General features: G+C 49.6%; 19 protein-coding genes. 10 read left to right on the plus strand and 9 right to left on the minus strand.

All coding sequences use genetic code 11. The features are described from left to right. Window positions 1-176: 176 nt before the first annotated feature. From T433_RS0101870 to T433_RS0101910, 9 genes are all read right to left on the minus strand, one after another. Window positions 177-1304, minus strand: a complete 1128-nt coding sequence (locus T433_RS0101870) for an Mrp/NBP35 family ATP-binding protein (RefSeq protein WP_027454634.1) — start codon at window positions 1302-1304, stop codon at window positions 177-179. Window positions 1305-1327: 23 nt separating this feature from the next. Continuing rightward, on the minus strand, window positions 1328-3067 hold the full coding sequence (locus T433_RS0101875) for a leucine-rich repeat domain-containing protein (protein ID WP_027454635.1): 1740 nt from the start codon (window positions 3065-3067) through the stop codon (window positions 1328-1330). A 12-nt stretch (window positions 3068-3079) separates the two neighbouring features. Further along, window positions 3080-3844: a tRNA (guanosine(46)-N7)-methyltransferase TrmB gene (gene trmB, locus T433_RS0101880; RefSeq protein ID WP_027454636.1), complete on the minus strand. Its 765-nt coding sequence runs from the start codon at window positions 3842-3844 to the stop codon at window positions 3080-3082. 124 nt (window positions 3845-3968) lie between these two features. Then, window positions 3969-4358, minus strand: a complete 390-nt coding sequence (locus T433_RS0101885) for a DUF2752 domain-containing protein (protein WP_044109014.1) — start codon at window positions 4356-4358, stop codon at window positions 3969-3971. Next, window positions 4355-4687, minus strand: coding sequence for a CD225/dispanin family protein (locus tag T433_RS0101890; protein ID WP_027454637.1), 333 nt, complete (start codon window positions 4685-4687; stop codon window positions 4355-4357). The genes T433_RS0101885 and T433_RS0101890 overlap by 4 nt, the downstream gene beginning before the upstream one ends. A 35-nt stretch (window positions 4688-4722) precedes the next feature. Continuing rightward, entirely contained in the window at window positions 4723-5739 is a 1017-nt protein-coding gene (locus T433_RS0101895) for a branched-chain amino acid aminotransferase (RefSeq protein WP_027449201.1), read from the minus strand. A gap of 86 nt (window positions 5740-5825) precedes the next feature. Then, complete coding sequence (xseB, locus tag T433_RS0101900) at window positions 5826-6005, minus strand: exodeoxyribonuclease VII small subunit (RefSeq protein ID WP_044109015.1); 180 nt, start codon at window positions 6003-6005, stop codon at window positions 5826-5828. Next, entirely contained in the window at window positions 6002-7237 is a 1236-nt protein-coding gene (xseA, locus tag T433_RS0101905) for an exodeoxyribonuclease VII large subunit (RefSeq protein WP_027454638.1), read from the minus strand. Before xseA ends, xseB begins: the two co-directional genes overlap by 4 nt. Beyond that, entirely contained in the window at window positions 7234-8643 is a 1410-nt protein-coding gene (locus T433_RS0101910; RefSeq protein ID WP_027454639.1) for a S8 family serine peptidase, read from the minus strand. Before T433_RS0101910 ends, xseA begins: the two co-directional genes overlap by 4 nt. A gap of 122 nt (window positions 8644-8765) precedes the next feature. Between T433_RS0101910 and T433_RS0101915 the strand changes: the two genes are divergently transcribed. The 10 genes from T433_RS0101915 to T433_RS0101960 are packed head-to-tail and all read left to right on the plus strand — an operon-like array spanning window position 8766 to window position 16870. After that, window positions 8766-10118, plus strand: coding sequence for an MATE family efflux transporter (locus T433_RS0101915; RefSeq protein ID WP_027454640.1), 1353 nt, complete (start codon window positions 8766-8768; stop codon window positions 10116-10118). Further along, window positions 10115-10735 carry a cytidylate kinase-like family protein gene (locus T433_RS0101920; protein WP_027449206.1) on the plus strand — a complete coding sequence of 207 codons (621 nt, stop codon included), beginning with the start codon at window positions 10115-10117 and terminating at the stop codon, window positions 10733-10735. Before T433_RS0101915 ends, T433_RS0101920 begins: the two co-directional genes overlap by 4 nt. Window positions 10736-10795: 60 nt before the next feature. After that, window positions 10796-11308, plus strand: coding sequence for a metallophosphoesterase family protein (locus tag T433_RS0101925; RefSeq protein ID WP_027449207.1), 513 nt, complete (start codon window positions 10796-10798; stop codon window positions 11306-11308). Next, window positions 11305-11484 (plus strand): hypothetical protein, encoded by a 180-nt coding sequence (locus T433_RS0101930; RefSeq protein ID WP_027454641.1) that lies wholly within the window; start codon window positions 11305-11307, stop codon window positions 11482-11484. The genes T433_RS0101925 and T433_RS0101930 overlap by 4 nt, the downstream gene beginning before the upstream one ends. An 8-nt stretch (window positions 11485-11492) precedes the next feature. Next, window positions 11493-12632 carry a dTDP-glucose 4,6-dehydratase gene (locus T433_RS0101935; protein ID WP_044109018.1) on the plus strand — a complete coding sequence of 380 codons (1140 nt, stop codon included), beginning with the start codon at window positions 11493-11495 and terminating at the stop codon, window positions 12630-12632. Window positions 12633-12667: 35 nt separating this feature from the next. Next, window positions 12668-13591 carry a hypothetical protein gene (locus T433_RS0101940; protein WP_155808267.1) on the plus strand — a complete coding sequence of 308 codons (924 nt, stop codon included), beginning with the start codon at window positions 12668-12670 and terminating at the stop codon, window positions 13589-13591. Further along, a complete protein-coding gene (gene purT, locus T433_RS0101945; RefSeq protein ID WP_027454644.1) occupies window positions 13588-14793 on the plus strand; it encodes a formate-dependent phosphoribosylglycinamide formyltransferase in 1206 nt (401 codons plus the stop codon). The genes T433_RS0101940 and purT overlap by 4 nt, the downstream gene beginning before the upstream one ends. Window positions 14794-14797: 4 nt before the next feature. Next, the gene (locus tag T433_RS0101950; protein ID WP_027449212.1) at window positions 14798-15196 is read left to right on the plus strand and encodes a sugar 3,4-ketoisomerase; all 399 of its coding nucleotides are present in this window, start codon (window positions 14798-14800) and stop codon (window positions 15194-15196) included. Further along, a complete protein-coding gene (locus tag T433_RS0101955) occupies window positions 15193-16134 on the plus strand; it encodes a GNAT family N-acetyltransferase (RefSeq protein ID WP_248616456.1) in 942 nt (313 codons plus the stop codon). The genes T433_RS0101950 and T433_RS0101955 overlap by 4 nt, the downstream gene beginning before the upstream one ends. Window positions 16135-16147: 13 nt before the next feature. Further along, window positions 16148-16870 carry a Bax inhibitor-1/YccA family protein gene (locus T433_RS0101960; protein ID WP_155808269.1) on the plus strand — a complete coding sequence of 241 codons (723 nt, stop codon included), beginning with the start codon at window positions 16148-16150 and terminating at the stop codon, window positions 16868-16870. Window positions 16871-17697 lie beyond the last annotated feature (827 nt).

Here is a 17697-nt window from a genome sequence, read left to right on the forward strand (position 1 = left end):
GAGAGTAAAGATTATAAAAATTGATACATTAAGTGATAAAAACAGTTCGGTGTATCAAATGTTATAGTAAAGTAACATATTTCTTATGCTTATACCTGTCATTGTAACCGAGGCCGTGCCAGTTTTATCTATCACGGCCTCGGATGGGTTGGATAGTCTATAAAGGTGACGAATTATTAACCCTTCATACCAACAATCTTGGTTTTTGGCAACTCTTTGTTGCGGCGGTTCACCACCGTCACTACAGCCTGGGCCAGGTTGATAAAGGCCTGTCCGGTGATGGTGTCAACCTTGGTGGCAGCGGGTGCACCCTGATCACCACTCTCGCAGATGCTCTGCACCAGTGGTATCTGTGCCAAGAGGGGCACGTTCATTTCTTGAGCCAACTGCTTGCAGCCCTCCTTGCCAAAGATGTAGTACTTGTTCTCTGGCAGTTCGGCAGGCGTAAACCACGCCATATTTTCGATGAGTCCCAGGATGGGTACGTTCACTTTCTCGTTGCGATACATGTCGATGCCCTTGCGCGCATCGGCCAGTGCCACCTGTTGTGGTGTTGACACGATGACGGCACCCGTGATGGCCAGCGTCTGAAGCAGAGTCAGGTGGATGTCGCTGGTGCCAGGAGGGGTGTCGAGGATGAAATAGTCTAACTCGCCCCAGTCAGCATCGGCTATGAGTTGCTTCAGCGCACTGGTTGCCATACCGCCACGCCACAAGGTGGCTGTGTCGGGGTTGACAAAGAAACCAATGCTGAGCAGTTTGACACCATATTGCTCTACTGGCACGATGAGCTGTCGGCCGTCTTTCTCTGTGGCATAGGGACGGGCATCCTCTACGTTGAACATCTTGGGCATTGAAGGACCAAAGATGTCGGTATCGAGCAGACCGACCTTATAACCCAGGCGAGCCAGGGCAATGGCCAGATTGGCAGAGACGGTCGATTTGCCGACGCCGCCCTTGCCAGAGCTCACGGCAATGATGTTCTTTACCTGGGGCAGTAGCTTCTCTACTTCTGGACGGGGCTTTGACTTGAACTCCGTCTCAATCACCACCTCAATGTCTTGTCCACAGTGGTATTTGATGGCTGCCTCGGCCGCTTTGACTGTTGATTTCAGGAAAGGGTCGGTGTCGCGAGGGAACACCAGAACCACGGTGACCTTCCAGTTGTTGCCCTCCACGGCAGGGTCGAGGGGAACAACGGTTGGCGTGTCGGCCACCATTTCACTTTCTACCAGATTTTTCTTCGTGCCCGCATAGGTTACCATAGCGAGCGCATCCATAATCAGTTTTGGATATAATGTCATATGTGTGTTTTGTTATTTAAGTGTTATTCCTGATCCAATAAAATTGGCATCTTTTTCCATGATTTATCTTCGGTGTAATTGTCCAAGCAACCTCTGGGCACTGTTATCTTGCAGGCATTCAGAGTGACACCCTTGAAGGTGCTGTGCGAGATAGAGGGGGGCAGGGGACAGCGCATGGCCAACTCGCGCAGAGACACGCATTTGGCAAAGGCATTGCCGCCAATCTTCTTCATCGCTGCAGGCAACTCTAGTCGGGTCAGCGAACTGCACTCGCGAAAGGCTGCGGTGCCGATGGTGGCGCACGCCGCAGGCACGATGACGGTGCGTAGCGAGGCGCAGCGCTCAAAGGCATTGTCGCCAATGCTGGTGATAGAGATGGGCAGGTTGATGCTGCTCAGCGATGTGCAGTCCTGGAAGGCGTTGTCCTGGATGCTCTTCACGGAGATGGGCAGACGGACCACGCGCAGCGACCTGCAAGCGCGGAACGCGTCGCTCTCTATCTTGTCTATGAATCCCTGGATGAACACGCTGTCCAGCGAGACGCAGTTCTCGAAGACGTCGCTTCCCATCTGCTTCACCATGCTGGGAATGTGTATCCAGTGCAGACTGGCGCAATTCTCGAAAGCATGATCCTGTATGCGTGTGAGTGCCTCTGGCAACTTGATCTCTTGCAATGACTTGCAGTCGTAGAACGCTCGCTCGCCGATGACCTTGATGGTGGTCGGGATCGATAGTTCTGCCAAGCTGCTGCACCCCGAGAAAGTATCCTCTCCCAGGTTCTTGATAAAGCCGTCTATTTGGACCGAAGCCAGACTGCTGCAGTTCTGGAAAGCGCTGCTGCCGATGCGATGAGCATTCTCGATGCTGATGCTCGTCAGTGCGATGCACCCCTTGAAGGCCTCGCTGCCCACAATGGTGGCTGTGGCCATCTCTACCTGTGCCAGACTGGTGCAGCCTTCAAAGGCATTGTTGCCAATCTGGGAGATGGCATCGGGCATCTGCACCTGTTCCAAGGCAGCACATCCCTTGAAGGCATTGTTGCCTATCAGGGTGACAGAAGTGGGTATCTCGACTTGCTGCAGTGCGACACAGCCAGCAAAGGCATTGTCGGCAATACGGTTGATGTCGGCTTTGATATGGGCCTGTTGCAGGTGAACGCAGTTATTGAAAGCATAGGCGTCCATCTTCGTGACATTGGCGGGGATTTCTATTTCGGTGAACAACAGACAACCATCAAAAGCATGGTTTTTGATGGTGGTCAGACTTTGAGGCAGTGTGACGGCTCTCAAAGCAGAACAGTTATTGAAGGCATACTCGCCAATGACCTCGGTGCCTTCGGGGATGATGACCTCTTCCAGGTTCACACAGCCACTGAAGCAGCTGCGACTCACCTCGCTAGTGGTATTGGGGAGGATGATTTTCTGAAGTGATTTGCAGTTCAGGAACATGGCGGCAGGCAGTGTGCCCGCTTTCATTCGAAAACTGCTTTTGCCACCAGTGAGGGTGGCTTCTGATAGGTCAAGCACTCTGAGCATGCGGTCAGAGCCTTTCTTGATGCGGTTTCGGTTGGCAATCAGCTGAATGATCTTCATGTCATTGCCGTTCAGCGGACCGCTGATGGCCAGTTCTTCTACGGAATTGCGACTGCTATCGGGCAGCAGCTGTGCCAACTGGCCTTCGGCATCGGTGGTGATGGTCAGCTGTTGGGCGGTGATCCATAGTGAGGTCAGTAGTAGTAGGATGGTAGTAAGGATTTTCTTCATAAGGCAAAGTGTTCATTTGGCAGTATCAAGCGAGCTCCTCTTCGAGCGGTGATAGCTGCGGTAGTCGTCAAGTGGTATCTCAACATCGGGCTCTGCGAGGAGTCCGTCGTGCGGCAACTGGAACTTGACGTAACGGATGTTGAGGCCGCGAGCCAGCCACATGCTCTCGTAGTAGGTCTGGATGGAGAGCAGCTCCTTGTCGTCAATCTGGTCGTCGTGGTAGAGGTCTTCTGTCTTCACAATCACGGGCAACTGGTTCTTGTCGATCATATAGCCCGTATAGGTGAAGAGGAAGTTGGAGTCGGTCTTCAGGTGAATGATGCCCTTGTCTATCAGGAAACGGCGATAGCGCTCCATGAAGTAGGTGGAGGTGAGTCGCTTGCGCGGATTCTTCATCTGTGGATCGCTGAAGGTGAGCCAGATCTCCTGTACCTCGTCGGGGGCAAAGAAACGGTCGATGATCTCAATGTTGGTGCGCAGGAAAGCCACGTTCTTCTGACCTTCCTTCAGAGCGCGGGTGGCACCGGTCCACATGCGTGCACCTTTGATGTCAACACCAATAAAGTTCTTGTTGGGATATAGCTTTGCTAACTCTACGGCGTACTCGCCCTTTCCACAACCCAGTTCCAGAACAATGGGGTTGTCGTTGTGGAAATAGTCTTCACGCCAGCGACCTCGCATCTCAAACGGGACTTCGTCCACTACCGAATAGGGGTATTGAAACACATTCTCGTAGGTCTCCATATCGGCAAACTTTGCCAGTTTTCCTTTGCTCATCTTTCTTATTTTGGAGCAAAGGTACGAATAATTTTCCGATATTACAAATAAATAAGGTGGAAATGATAGTTCATATTCAGCGCTGCTACAGAAGGAAAGAGGGTTGCTGATATGAATAATTACGTTAGATGTGTAGTAGATTTCTGGCTATAAACCATGCGGGTGCCAGAATACATAAGGCGTAGAGAATCCATTTGCTGGTCAGTATGTTGCGCCATCTCTGTTGGCTTTTGCCAGTCAGCAGCAGCTCTTCAATAGCGAAGAGAACAATGTAGGGCAGGATGATGATGAGTAGATAGTTGTAGTGGATGGCTTCTGAGAAATGACCATGCATCAGCGCATGAAGGAAACGCTGCATGCCGCATCCAGGACAGTTCAGCCCCGTTAGCTCATGAAAAGAACATTTGGGAACGAGAATGACCTCCGTGGGGTTAAAAAGGAATAGCAGCAACAGCACGAATGCTGAGGCTGCTATTCCTGATGTGATAAATACTTTTTTGCCTATGGACTTCATTGCATGTTCATCAAGGCCATAATCTGAGCTACTCCAAAGATGCTGAAGTAAATAATCTCAATGATAAGAGATGCAATAATCCAGACGGTGCTGATGATGTTCAGTGTCTTGGCTGTCTGAGAGGCATTCATTGCCGCAGGTAAGGCCGATTCGCCGATGCTGTTATTCCTCGCTACTTCGTTAGATTTCACGACGGCGATAATTGACAGTATTAGTGGGACGATTCCCGGACATCCACAACAGATGATGGATAAGATGAGGTTCACGATAGACCACGTCTTGTAGTCCTTGGGCTGCTGTGGAAAGGCATTTCCATTAAAGTTGTCCATAAGTTATAGGTATTTTAGGTTGATAAAAATGCTGTTTAGTCAATGACAACTGTGGTCCATCCGTGCTTGTCCTCGATGGTACCATACTGGATGCCACGCAGTGTGTCATAGAGCTTCTTAGACTGAGGACCGGGGTTGGGTCCGAAGTCATAGCGCTTGCCTGTCTCCAGGTCGTCGATATACGAGATGGGGCTGATCACAGCAGCAGTGCCGCAAGCACCGGCTTCCTCGAAGGTTGACAGTTCTTCCTCGGGAATAGGACGACGCTCTACCTTCATGCCCAGGTCTTCTGCCACCTGCATCAGCGAGCGGTTGGTGATAGAGGGCAGGATAGAGGTTGACTTTGGTGTGATATAGGTGTTGTCCTTGATGCCGAAGAAGTTGGCAGCACCACACTCGTCGATGTATTTCTTCTCCTTAGCATCCAGGTAGAACTCACAGGCGTAGCCCTTCTCGTGAGCCAGGTTGTTGGCAAACAGCGATGCGGCATAGTTACCACCCACCTTATACTTACCTGTGCCGAGAGGTGCACTGCGGTCGTAGTCGCGCACGATGACGTAGGGGTTGCTAGAGAAACCGCCCTTGAAGTAGGGACCTACGGGCGTTACGAAGATTAAGAAAAGGTATTCTTTGGCGGGGTGAACACCAACCTGTGCGCTGGTACCAATCAGCAGTGGGCGCAGGTAGAGGGTAGCACCGCTCTCGTAGGTGGGAATCCATTCCTGATTCAGGCGAACCACTTTCTCTGCCATCTCGATAAACAATTCGGTGGGAACCTCGGGCATCATGATGCCGCGGCAGGTTGACTGCAGGCGTTCTGCGTTGTCCTTCACGCGGAACAGGCGTACCTTTCCGTCAGGACAGCGGTAGGCTTTCAGGCCTTCGAATGCTTCCTGACCGTAGTGCAGACAGGTGGCTGCCATATGAAGTTTCAGATACTCGTCTGACGATACTTCTATTTCTCCCCATTTTCCGTTGCGATAGTAGCAGCGTACGTTGTAGTCCGTTGGCATATAGCCGAACGATAGATTCTTCCAATCCAGTTCTTTCATAATCTTTTTGTGATCATTAAATCCGTTTAGAAATGTTTAAAAAGTGATGCAAAGTTATACAAAAATTCTGTTTTCAGCAAGTATTTCTAACTTTTTTCCAGTATTTTTTTAATTTCGCTATCAGTCTTGTTAAGTTTCTCTTTGCACTGCTTGATAATCTCCAGTGCGGATTTCAACTGTTCGGACAGCTCGTCGATGCCAAATTCGTTGTTCTCCATCTTGCGAACGATGGTTTCCAGTTGCTGTAATGATTCTTCGTAGTTCATTTGACGATAGATATGATGGTGCCCTTTTCAAGGCGGGTTTCTATTTCTTCGTTGGGTTTCACCTGTAACGGGTCGCGCAGAAGCTTGCCGTTATGGAGCGTGATGCTATAGCCTCGTTTCAGTAAGAGGGTCGGGTCGAGCGCCTGTGCTCTCTGTTCCAGAAGGTTTAGTCGGTGTCCTTCTTTTTCAAGCGTCCTCTGTAGGTGAGAGGCAATGGTCTGCAGATGGCGGTCTAAGAGGGCCTCTTGGCGGGCTTTCACCAGCGAGAAGAGTGGGGGAATGTGCTCTGAGAGACGGGCCAGACGTAGCTGTTCGATCTCAATTCTGCTCTGTGCGTAGTGTGCGATGCGCTCTTCGCACGTCTCTATCTGGTGCTGGGTCTTCTCGATGTTGGAGATGAGAAGCTGTGCGGCAGCCGTGGGTGTCTTCACTCTGGTGTGGCTGACCATGTCTAGCACAGACTCGTCGCGGTCGTGTCCGATGCCGGTAATGATGGGCAGCGGGAAGTTGGCCACGTTCTCTGCCAGGGCCAAGGTGTCGAATCCCGACAGGTCGGCAGTGGCTCCGCCACCGCGAATGATAACCACGCAGTCGAATGGTGAAGAGAATAGTTCGGTTTGCTGCTGGTAGATTCTGTTCAAAGCCGTAATGATGCTTTGCTCTACCTGTTCACCCTGCATGATAGCGGGGAAGAGTTGGGTGTGGAAGTCGAAAGGCGTGTCGGCCAGTTGGTTGACAAAATCACCATAGCCTGCTGCCGTCTCGCTGGAGATGACGGCAATGTTGAGGGCAAAAGCAGAGAGCGCCAGCTCCTTTTGCAGGTCGAAGACACCTTCTTCCTTCAGTTGTTTGATGATCTCCTGGCGGCGGCGCGCCATGTCGCCCATGGTGTAGGTGGGGTCGATGTCGGTGACAATCCACGAGAATCCGAAGGCTTCGTGAAACTGCGGATAGACCTTGAGGCGCACTTTCAGGCCTGCATGCAGGGGTTGTCCGGTGATGCGCTCGAAGTGTGGTTGCAGCATGGCCCATGTGTTCTTCCAGCACTTGGCCGAGGCGCGTGCCACAGGCGTGTTGGAGAACTCGTCTTTTTGGATGAGCTCCATGTAGCAGTGTCCTCTGCTCTCGCGGCATTCCGACAGTTCTGCATCCACCCAGTAGTCCTGATCCATCGAGCCTTCGATGGTCTGTCGTACCAAACTGTTGAGCTCGTAGAGCGTGAAAGTGGTCATAGTCCTAATTGATAAGCGGTCCAGAAGTTGGGAATGCCATAGCCATAGACGTTGGTTGGCTCTTTGTGATGGTCACCACTGCGGCGCACCAGGTCGATGATCTCGTAGGCATTCTTGTGGGGAAGAGCCTGCCAGAGACAGGCAACGAGGCCGGCGACGATGGGCGTTGAGAACGATGTGCCCATGTCGTTGATCAGTGTGCCGCGGCCAGAGATCAGGGCCGTGGGGGCTCCGATGGCGACTACATCTGGTTTGATGCGCCCGTCTTGCGTGGGACCCAGGCTGGAGAAAGCGGCAATGATCAGCTTCTGGTCGATGGCGCCAACGGTCAGTATGTCGGTGGCATCGGCGGGAACGCTGATCTTCTTCCATGGTCCCATGCCCGAGTTGCCGGCAGAATTGCAGAGCACGATGCCCTTCTGGGCCAGCATGGAGGCCGTTCGAGATATGAAAGCCGTCTTGCCGTCGAGGTCTTGCAGGCGGTAGTTGCCACGGTCGTTGTCAAACTTATAATAGCCCAAGCTGGAGTTGATGATATCCACGCCAACGGAATCGGCAAATTCGGCTGCCATCGTCCAAAGGTCTTCCTCTACGGGCTGTTCGGTGTTATAGTCTTCGCAGCGCAACAACCAATAGTTGGCATCGGGCGCAGTGCCCATGCATACCTCGGGTGCTTTGGCGGCAAGTGCCGAGAATACCTTGGTGCCGTGGTCAATGCTGTTGAAACACGTCTCTTTGTCGTTGTAGAAACGATGGTCGAGGGCCGTGACTACAAAGTCGTGTGTGCCCACGATGCGGCTCTCACTGAGGGCAGGGATGCGGTCGTAGTTCTGAAAACCACCATCGAGAATGGCAATGGTGACCCCCTTTCCGGTGAAACCTTGCTCGTGGAGCCAGTGGCCGGCCAGTGTCTCAATCTGTGGTCTGGACATGCCGTAGGGGTCGTTATGGATAGAGTCCCAGCGGTTGAACGTCTCATGAACATTCCAGCGGATGTCGGCTGGGCGCTCGATAGAGTCGGGCGAGATATACACACAGCGACTTGCCTTGACGATGGGGAGCGTGCCGAGACGACAGAGCTCGGTGGTGTCTTTCGAGCTGACCAGCACGGTGTTCTGCCACTTGCTGGTGCCCAGCACGGTGGTTCCCTTTGATGAAAACATGCGGATGTAGCTCTGGGGGATGGGCAGGTCGGTGGAGTCGATGGCGATGCCCTGCTTGCGACGGCGGTTCAGACTCTTTCTAGAAAGAAATTTGCCAGCTTCCTTCAGCGAATGATGCGTCGTCTTCTTGTCGGTAAGTGTGTATCTGTAGATATAGACTTTACTGCCAGGATATTTTATTTTTCCGGCATGGACAGTCAGGCCGGCAAGCAGTAAAGTCATGAAGAGAATGAGACGTTTCATGAATGATTATTATTTAAATGATTACAAAAGTATGAATAAAAAATGAAATAGCCAAACTTTTGGCATGAAAGACGTTGGTAAATCGAAAAAGTTTCGTATCTTTGCAGACGTTAATATAAGATATGGACAGTAAAGCGAAAGCATTAGAACTGGGACAGAAGCCGGTGGGAGCGCTGCTATGGCAGTATGCGTTGCCAGCCATCGTGGCTATGACGGCCTCGTCACTCTATAATATTATCGACCGTGCCTCCATTGGACAACTGGTGGGAGCCGATGCCATCAACGGCCTTTCGGTTACGTTTCCCTTCATGAACCTTAGCGCAGCTTTTGGTGCTGCTGTGGGCGTTGGTGCCTCTACTTGCATCAGCGTGAAACTGGGACAGCGTGACTACGACACGGCTGAGCACTTGTTGGGCAACACGATCACGCTGAATCTCATCGTGGGATTCCTTTTTATGACGGTTTGCCTGTTGTTTCTCGACCCGATACTTCGTTTCTTTGGTGCCAGCGATGTGACGTTGCCTTATGCCCGGGAGTTCATGGAGATTATCCTGGCTGGTAACATCGTGACCCATATGTATTTCGGCATGAATGCCTTGTTGCGTGCCTGCGGAAAACCCAGACATGCGATGTATGCCACCCTGTTCACGGTGATGATGAACATCCTGCTGGTCGTCGCCTTCGTATGGGTGCTTCGCTGGGGTATCAGAGGAGCCGCTTTGGCCACTATCACTTCGCAGACGCTGGCGCTATGCTGGCAGCTGTGGATCTTTTCCGACCCCAAAGAACTGATTCATCTGAAGCGTGGCATCTATGGCCTGAAGACCGATCTGGTGAAAAACATCATCGCCATCGGCATCTCGCCTTTCTTGATGAATGCCACCTCGTGCATCATCGTGATCTTCATGAATCGCCAGTTCCTCTCTTATGGTGGCGATATGGCGGTAGGCGCCTATGGTATTGCAAACACGTTTGGCATGTTTTTCTTCATGATTATCATGGGAATAAACCAGGGCATGCAGCCCATCGTGGGATATAACTACGGTGCAAAGCATTTCGACCGCATGCTTCGCTGTCTTAACCTAGCCATCCTTTCGGCCACCGCCATCATGGTGCTGGGCTGGTTGATGGCTATTCTTTTCCCTTCAGAGATGGCACGCATCTTCACGAAGGATGCCGTGCAGATTAGCTTGGCGGCCGATGGCATATTGATTAATATGCTGTTGTTCCCGCTGATAGGTTTCCAAGCAGTGACTACAAACTTCTTCCAATGTATAGGCAGAGTGAAAATATCTATCTTCCTCTCGCTGTCAAGACAACTCACCATCCTGTTGCCGCTCATCATCTTGTTCCCTATGATCTGGGGATTGAACGGCCTTTGGGCAGCATTGCCAACAAGTGATGGTCTGGCAGCTATGATGGCAGCCTTTGTGTTGTGGAAGTATATGCGCGATTTTAAAGTGGGAAAGGTATGAATGGCGGTGATAAATTGATAATCAACGTAGGACGACAGTTGGGCAGCGGAGGACGCATGGTGGCCCAGTTGTTGGCGAAGACTTTTGATGCACGCTTCTATGATAAGGAAATCCTGGAGCTGGCAGCCAAGGAAAGTGGCTTCTCGGAAGAGTATTTCGAGCAGAACGATGAGTGTAAGGGCTTTTTCCGCTCGCTGCTTAACATCCGTGCGGTGCATCTCGCCGATAGCGGGTTCTATCAGAACGACTTTTCGCAAGAGGCTCTGTTTAAGATTCAAAGTGACGCCATCCGTAAGGCCGCTGCAGAGGGCAATTGCGTGTTTGTGGGTCGCTGCGCAGACTATGTGTTGCGCGACATGCCTGAATGTGTGAACATCTTCGTGACGGCACCAATCGACATTCGTATAGATCGTGTGGCCGAGCGTCACCACTGTTCGCGAGATGAGGCCCGACACATGATAGAGAAGGGCGAACACGAGCGTGCCACCTACTACAATTATTACACGGGTAAGCACTGGGGCGCATCGGAAAGTTATCATCTCTGCATTGACGCATCAGTGATGGGCATCGAAGAAACGGCAGACTACATTGCCAAGTTTATTAACGCTCGAAGGTAAAGCATAGCTCTACGCAGAGAAAAGCATCAGTTTTCGACCAGAAAAGCATAGGTTTACTGCATGAAAAGGATAGGTTTAATCAGCGATACGCACAGCTATTGGGACGATAAGTACTTGCACTACTTCGAACAGTGTGACGAGATTTGGCATGCTGGCGACATCGGCAGTGTGGAGGTGGCTGAGCGACTGGCTGCTTTCAGACCTTTCAGAGCTGTATGCGGCAACTGTGATGGGGGTGACCTCAGACTGATGTATCGCGAACTGAACCGTTTTAAATGTGAGGATGTGGATGTGCTGATCAAGCATATCGGTGGCTATCCCGGCAACTATGATGCCTCGGTGCGCAGCACGCTGTTTGCCAATCCGCCACAGTTGTTCATCGCAGGGCATTCGCATATCCTGAAAGTGAAATACGACAAGACGCTGAACCTGTTGCACCTGAACCCTGGCGCTGCCGGCCTTCAGGGCTGGCACAAGGAGCGCACGCTGATGCGACTGACCATCGATGGCAGCGCCTTCAAGGACTTAGAGGTGATCACACTGGCTGATCCCGGAAAGGAGCGTGGCTTATGATGGAGTGGATCGTGGAAGTAATCGTTGACACAATAGTTGCGGCAGCGCTTACGTTATTATGTTATATCATCGGACTGGATGAAACGTGGCAGGATGCTTCAAGAACGTTCTTCGTGGCATTCCTTGTGATGTTTCTCATGGGGGCCTACAGAAAATATAAACAAGGAAAGGAGTAATTAATCACATGAATATGAAAACAATAGTAATAACCGGTGGTGCTGGCTTTATTGGAAGCCATGTTGTTCGCTTGTTTGTGAACAAGTATCCTGAGTACCACATTATCAATCTCGACAAGTTAACTTATGCTGGTAATCTGGCTAACCTGAAGGACATTGAGGATAAGCCTAATTACGAGTTTGTGAAAATGGATATATGCGACTTCGACGCGTTCTATCAGTTGATGCAGGATAAAAAGGTGGATGGCATCATCCATCTGGCTGCAGAGAGTCATGTGGATCGCAGTATCAAGGATCCCTTTACCTTTGCAAAGACAAACGTGATGGGCACGCTATCGCTGCTGCAGGCTGCGAAGCTCTATTGGGAATCGCTGCCCGAGAAGTATGAGGGAAAGCGCTTCTATCATATTTCTACAGACGAGGTTTATGGTGCGCTGGAACTGACGCATCCCGAGGGAATAGAACCTCCTTACACTACTACAGCATCCTCGGCAGAACATCATCTGGCGTATGGTGACAAGTTCTTCCTGGAGACAACAAAGTACAATCCACATTCTCCATACAGTGCATCGAAAGCTTCTAGCGACCATTTCGTACGTGCCTTCCATGACACCTACGGTATGCCTGTAGTGGTGACCAACTGCTCGAACAACTACGGCCCTTATCAGTTCCCTGAAAAGTTGATACCTCTTTTTATTAATAATATCCGTCATCGCAAACCGCTCCCTGTCTATGGTAAGGGCGAAAACGTGCGCGACTGGTTGTTTGTGGAGGATCATGCGCGAGCTATCGACTTGATTTTCCATAAGGGAAAGATTGCCGAAACCTATAATATTGGTGGTTTCAACGAGTGGAAGAATATAGATATTATAAAGGTGGTCATCAAGACGGTGGATCGCTTGCTGGGCCGCAAGGAAGGCGAGGATATGAATCTGATCACATTTGTCACCGACCGTGCCGGCCATGACCTGCGCTATGCCATCGACTCGTCGAAGCTGCAGCGTGAACTGGGCTGGGAACCAAGCCTGCAGTTTGAGGAGGGTATCGAAAAGACGGTGCGCTGGTATCTCGACAATCAGGCGTGGCTCGACAATGTCACCTCCGGCGACTACCAGAAGTATTACGACAATATGTATGCCAATAGGTAAACATTGATTCTGATTCGACTGTAGTCTTACTAAATATGATAACTTCGAAATTTAATCGTCGCGCTGTTATTGGTGCTTTGCTAGGTATAATGCTGGGAGTAATCGCCAGTGGCGGTGTCTCTGCATTACAGTCTTCTACCTTGGTGCCATTGAGCCTGACTATGATAGCTTTGGGAACCTTGTTCTGCCTGGGCTATCTTTGTTGGTTGCGACGTATTACGGTGTACCCAGATGGAATCGAGACCAGGAGTGTGCTGTTGCCGTTCTGGCGCAGATTCTATTTCTTTACGGAGTTTGACTATTTGGAGACCTCGCGGATGCGAGAGGGCGAAGTGCTGAGGCTCATACGTGGCGGGCGCCGCGTTGTCAGCATTGCTTCTTCTCTTTACAGTAACTATGAGGAGCTGTGTGAGGCTATCAAGGTGAAACAGAAAGAGAAGTTCAGAGCGCGCGATAATGAGGAGGTCGTCTCAGAATTCAGAATGCCTTACATATATGGAGCTTGGGGATTTATGCTGATGGCATTACTCTTTCCTCTTGGCTTCATCATGGGTGACGGAGAGATGACTTTGGGAAAAGTGCTATTCTCGCTTTTTGGAATTTTGTTCCTTGGCGGCATATCGCTGACATATCTCTACTCTTTCAAGCGTATCACCGTGTGGAGAGGACAGATGGAGGTGAGCAGCTTGTTGTGGCCATTCAGAACAAGATACTACCAAATGTCTGATTTCGATGGATGCTATTATATCACTATCACAAACGACGGACAGCTGGGCGCGCAGACTGAAGAGGCACGCTTGTTGGTGAAAAATGGAAAAGTGAGACTCAATATCGAGGAAAGAAAATATAAGAACTATGAGGCATTGAAATATGCCACGCAAACAAATTACCTGGGAAAGTTGGAAATGACCGCTTTTCAGGCCATGAAGTATGAATTTGGTAAAACGTTAAAGCTATGAAGAAAATACTATTGTTAGGCTCAGGCGAACTGGGCAAGGAGTTCGTGATTGCTGCCATGCGCGCAGGACAGTATGTGATTGCCTGCGACCGCTACAACAATGCACCGGCTATGCAGGTGGCCGACGAGCGCGAAGTGTTTAATATGCTCGACGGCGAGGCCCTTGAGGCTGTGGTGAAGAAACACCAGCCCGACATTATCGTACCTGAGATTGAGGCCATCCGTACGGAACGTCTGTTCCAATTCGAGGAACAGGGCATCCAGGTGGTGCCTTCTGCTCGTGCCGTCAACTTCACCATGAACCGTCGCGCTATTCGTGATCTGGCTTCTAAGGAACTGGGCCTGCGTACGGCAAAGTATTTTTATGCTAAGACTTTCGATGAATTTAAGAAAGCTGCCGACGAGATCGGCTTCCCTTGTGTGGTGAAACCGCTGATGTCTTCATCTGGTCATGGTCAGAGCTATGTGCACAACGACGATGAACTGGAACAGGCTTTCAAAGAGGCTATGGAGGGTTCGCGTGGTGATGTGAAAGAGGTTATCATTGAGGAATTCATTGACTTCGACTCTGAGTTTACCTTGCTCACCGTTACTCAGCAGCATGGTTGGCCTACGCTCTTCTGTCCGCCAATAGGTCATGTGCAGAAGGCAGGCGACTATCGCGAATCATGGCAGCCATATAAGTTGTCGGATGAGGCGCTGAAACAGGCGCAGATGATGGCCGACAAGGTGACGAAGGCCCTCACGGGTGCTGGCATCTGGGGCGTGGAGTTCTTCCTCACAAAACAGGGTGAGGTAATCTTTAGCGAACTGTCGCCACGTCCACACGACACGGGTATGGTGACACTTGGACATACTACCAATCTGTCTGAGTTTGAACTTCACTTCCGTGCGGTCATGGGTCTGCCTATTGCTGGCATTCATCTAGAACATGCGGGCGCTTCTGCGGTAATTCTTTCACCAAAAGAGGTATCTGCTCCTGTTGATAAGTCTTTGCTGGACTACAATCTGACAGAGGCTCTGAAGGAAGACCGCACACGTGTTCGTATCTTCGGAAAGCCCGAGGCTCACAAGGGACGTCGCATGGGTGTCGTGCTCTGTTATGGTGAGGTAGGTGACGATGTGGATGCACTTCGCGACAAGGCTAAGCGCTTGGCTAAGACTGTTCTCGGCACTGATCCTTATACTAAATTTGAACATTAAAAAGATGGAGCGCGTAAGTATCATTGACCTGCCAAAAATCGTTGACCCAAGGGGTAACCTGACGGTGGCTGAGCAAATGAAGAATGTGCCGTTTGACATCGCCAGGGTTTACTGGACTTATGATATTCCTTCTGGCGAACGGCGTGGCGGACATGCTCATCGTACTTGTCAGGAGGTGATCATTGCCGTGAGCGGTTCGTTCGATGTGGAGGTGTTTGATGGTCATGTGCGCCAGACTTTTCATTTGAATCATCCCTATCAGGGACTGTATGTCGGTACTAACGTATGGCGCACACTTGAGGACTTCTCAAGTGGCGCTGTTTGTCTGGTTCTGGCGTCTGAATTGTTTGATGAGGATGAATATATCTACGACTACAACGAGTTTCTGCAGATTGTGAAATGATGTTCCGGATAGTACGATATGATGCTACTCATCATGATGAATGGAATCGCTACGTAGATAAGGCACGTAACGCGACTTTCCTGTTCTATCGTGAATACATGGATTATCATAGTGATCGTTTCAAGGATCACTCGTTGCTGTTCTATGTAGGAAATCATCTGCATTCTGTTCTTCCTGCGCATGAGGTGGGGGAGATCTTCTGCTCGCATAGAGGACTGACTTATGGCGGATTGCTGATGGACGAGGATGTGACTACTGCAGATGTGGTTCACTTATTTGAGGAGTTGAACGACTATCTGCGAAAGATGGGATTCCTAAAGGTTCTCTATCGCGCTATTCCTTGGATTTATCATCGCTTGCCTTCAGAAGAGGATTTGTATGCCATGTTTTGGAAATGTGGTGCACACCTGCAGCAACGTATGTCGGGTACGGTCATCTTTCTCGATGCTCATCTTCGCTGGCGAAAAGATCATCGTCGCCGCTTGAAACAGGCACAAATGGCAGGCATTCAGGTGAAACGGGATGCCAGTTTGGCAGAGTTTTGGCCTGTTCTCAACGATAATCTCCAGAAAAAATTTCAGGCACAGTCTGTGCATACACTTCAGGAGATAGAGCTATTGAAGTCTCGCTTCCCTGATAAGATCATTCAATATAGTGCATATCTGGATGGTCGAATCATAGGGGGCATCACTTTCTACGTGATGGGACATGTTCTGCATGGCCAATATAGTGGGACCACTGATGAGGGTAAACGACTCGGTGCCATGGAAGCGATCTATGATCAGGTGATGTATCATGACTATCAGCACATGAGATACCTCGATTTTGGCACTTCGAACGAACAGGGTGGACTGGTCTTGAACGAGGGGCTCATAGCTCATAAGGAAGGATATGGCGGACGTACTGTGATGTACGATACGTATGAATGGACACTTTAAAACATTATAAATTATGGATTACGAAGAAATGAACTATCAATCACTCTCTTCACGTCAGCGTGAATGGGACTCGTCATTGGCTTTTCCTGCCTTGATGAGAAAGGTATATGTATGGATGACTCTGGCATTGGTGATCACAGCATTGTCTGCCTATGGGGTGGCTACTAATCCCGTCATGTCGGCTTTGATTTATTCCAATCCCATAGTGATGTGGCTACTCGTCGGGGCTGAACTGCTACTGGTCATAGGACTCGGAGCTGGAATCAATAAGATGTCTCTGATGACTGCGACAACGCTTTTCGTGGTATATTCTATTCTGAATGGCGTGATGCTGTCTTCTATATTCTTTATATATAGTTTAGGTAGCATCAGCACCGTGTTTATGATTACTGCTGCAACCTTTGGGGCGATGTCTCTCTATGGTTATGTCACACAGAAAGACTTATCTTCATGGGGAAAGGTACTGATGATGGCGCTGATTGGTCTCATCATTGCAACCATCGTGAACATATTTGTTGCAAGTCCTGGACTTACACTGATAGCAAGTTATGCCGGTGTTTTGATATTTGTCGGACTGACTGCTTATGACACGCAGCGCATCAAACAGATGTTTCTCACCGCCCCCGATGCCGGAGAGCACATGCAGAAGTATGCTCTCCTCGGTGCTTTGACGCTCTATCTCGATTTTGTCAATCTCTTCCTCTACTTGCTTCGCATTTTTGGCAAAAGAGATTAACTGCTCTAAGATATAGCTGAAGCTTCTATATCATATAATGCCACTTTTACATCGCTTAAACACTATGTTTTGGATGTGAAAGTGGCATTTTCTGTTTCTTATATCCTGGTTTCGCTGTTTTCCGCTGGTCAAAATGGGATCCTTCTTGTTTCTTCCTTCTATTCTAACTGAATCGTCGGCCCATTCTTTCTGTTTGGCAAGGTAAGAGTAGAACTATTATCGTCCAATAGTGCCGCTCTTGGTGTCCAATAGTGCCACTCTTATCGTCCAATAGTGCCACTTTTGGTGTCGTTCTAGACTCTAGATTAGTTGTTTATAGAGTCTAGATTGCCTCATTCTAAACTCTAGATTGAAGACTTCTAGACTCTAGAAAACGCATTTCCAAAGTCTAGATGCTACCCAATACTTACCGAATTACATCTCAATAGCGCCACTATAAGTTGATAAAACAGCTGCTATTGCCCAGTAAAACCGATACTTTTATCCCCAATGGAGACGCTTTTTCACCTTAATGGTGGCCCTTTTTGATGATAAAACCCCAATTTCGGCAGAAAAAGTGACAAGTGTTGGAAAGACAATATAGGATTCTTCTGAAGCCCCTTTTATTTATATAATAAGGTGGGCTGTAAAGAAAAACGAAAAGTGTCGAGTTTTTTTAAAAAAAATAGGGGAAAAAGGTAGAAAAGTTTTGGTGGTTTCGAAAAAAGCCGTATCTTTGCATCCGCTTACGAGGAACACATCCTCACAAGCAAAACAAGAAGAGTTCTTTGAAAGATTTACATAGACAGAGAAGTAGTACAAGAAGCGAGTGCTAATCTTAATTGAAA

Source organism: Xylanibacter brevis ATCC 19188, assembly GCF_000621725.1.
Classification (GTDB): domain Bacteria; phylum Bacteroidota; class Bacteroidia; order Bacteroidales; family Bacteroidaceae; genus Prevotella; species Prevotella brevis.

What these genes read in the sequence shown, in the direction of transcription:
- T433_RS0101870 (WP_027454634.1), bottom strand. Translation starts at nt 1,304, where the DNA reads ATGACATTATATCCAAAACTGATTATGGATGCGCTCGCTATGGTAACC.
- T433_RS0101875 (WP_027454635.1), bottom strand. Translation starts at nt 3,067, where the DNA reads ATGAAGAAAATCCTTACTACCATCCTACTACTACTGACCTCACTATGG.
- trmB (WP_027454636.1), bottom strand. Translation starts at nt 3,844, where the DNA reads ATGAGCAAAGGAAAACTGGCAAAGTTTGCCGATATGGAGACCTACGAG.
- T433_RS0101885 (WP_044109014.1), bottom strand. Translation starts at nt 4,358, where the DNA reads ATGAAGTCCATAGGCAAAAAAGTATTTATCACATCAGGAATAGCAGCC.
- T433_RS0101890 (WP_027454637.1), bottom strand. Translation starts at nt 4,687, where the DNA reads ATGGACAACTTTAATGGAAATGCCTTTCCACAGCAGCCCAAGGACTAC.
- T433_RS0101895 (WP_027449201.1), bottom strand. Translation starts at nt 5,739, where the DNA reads ATGAAAGAACTGGATTGGAAGAATCTATCGTTCGGCTATATGCCAACG.
- xseB (WP_044109015.1), bottom strand. Translation starts at nt 6,005, where the DNA reads ATGAACTACGAAGAATCATTACAGCAACTGGAAACCATCGTTCGCAAG.
- xseA (WP_027454638.1), bottom strand. Translation starts at nt 7,237, where the DNA reads ATGACCACTTTCACGCTCTACGAGCTCAACAGTTTGGTACGACAGACC.
- T433_RS0101910 (WP_027454639.1), bottom strand. Translation starts at nt 8,643, where the DNA reads ATGAAACGTCTCATTCTCTTCATGACTTTACTGCTTGCCGGCCTGACT.
- T433_RS0101915 (WP_027454640.1), top strand. Translation starts at nt 8,766, where the DNA reads ATGGACAGTAAAGCGAAAGCATTAGAACTGGGACAGAAGCCGGTGGGA.
- T433_RS0101920 (WP_027449206.1), top strand. Translation starts at nt 10,115, where the DNA reads ATGAATGGCGGTGATAAATTGATAATCAACGTAGGACGACAGTTGGGC.
- T433_RS0101925 (WP_027449207.1), top strand. Translation starts at nt 10,796, where the DNA reads ATGAAAAGGATAGGTTTAATCAGCGATACGCACAGCTATTGGGACGAT.
- T433_RS0101930 (WP_027454641.1), top strand. Translation starts at nt 11,305, where the DNA reads ATGATGGAGTGGATCGTGGAAGTAATCGTTGACACAATAGTTGCGGCA.
- T433_RS0101935 (WP_044109018.1), top strand. Translation starts at nt 11,493, where the DNA reads ATGAATATGAAAACAATAGTAATAACCGGTGGTGCTGGCTTTATTGGA.
- T433_RS0101940 (WP_155808267.1), top strand. Translation starts at nt 12,668, where the DNA reads ATGATAACTTCGAAATTTAATCGTCGCGCTGTTATTGGTGCTTTGCTA.
- purT (WP_027454644.1), top strand. Translation starts at nt 13,588, where the DNA reads ATGAAGAAAATACTATTGTTAGGCTCAGGCGAACTGGGCAAGGAGTTC.
- T433_RS0101950 (WP_027449212.1), top strand. Translation starts at nt 14,798, where the DNA reads ATGGAGCGCGTAAGTATCATTGACCTGCCAAAAATCGTTGACCCAAGG.
- T433_RS0101955 (WP_248616456.1), top strand. Translation starts at nt 15,193, where the DNA reads ATGATGTTCCGGATAGTACGATATGATGCTACTCATCATGATGAATGG.
- T433_RS0101960 (WP_155808269.1), top strand. Translation starts at nt 16,148, where the DNA reads ATGGATTACGAAGAAATGAACTATCAATCACTCTCTTCACGTCAGCGT.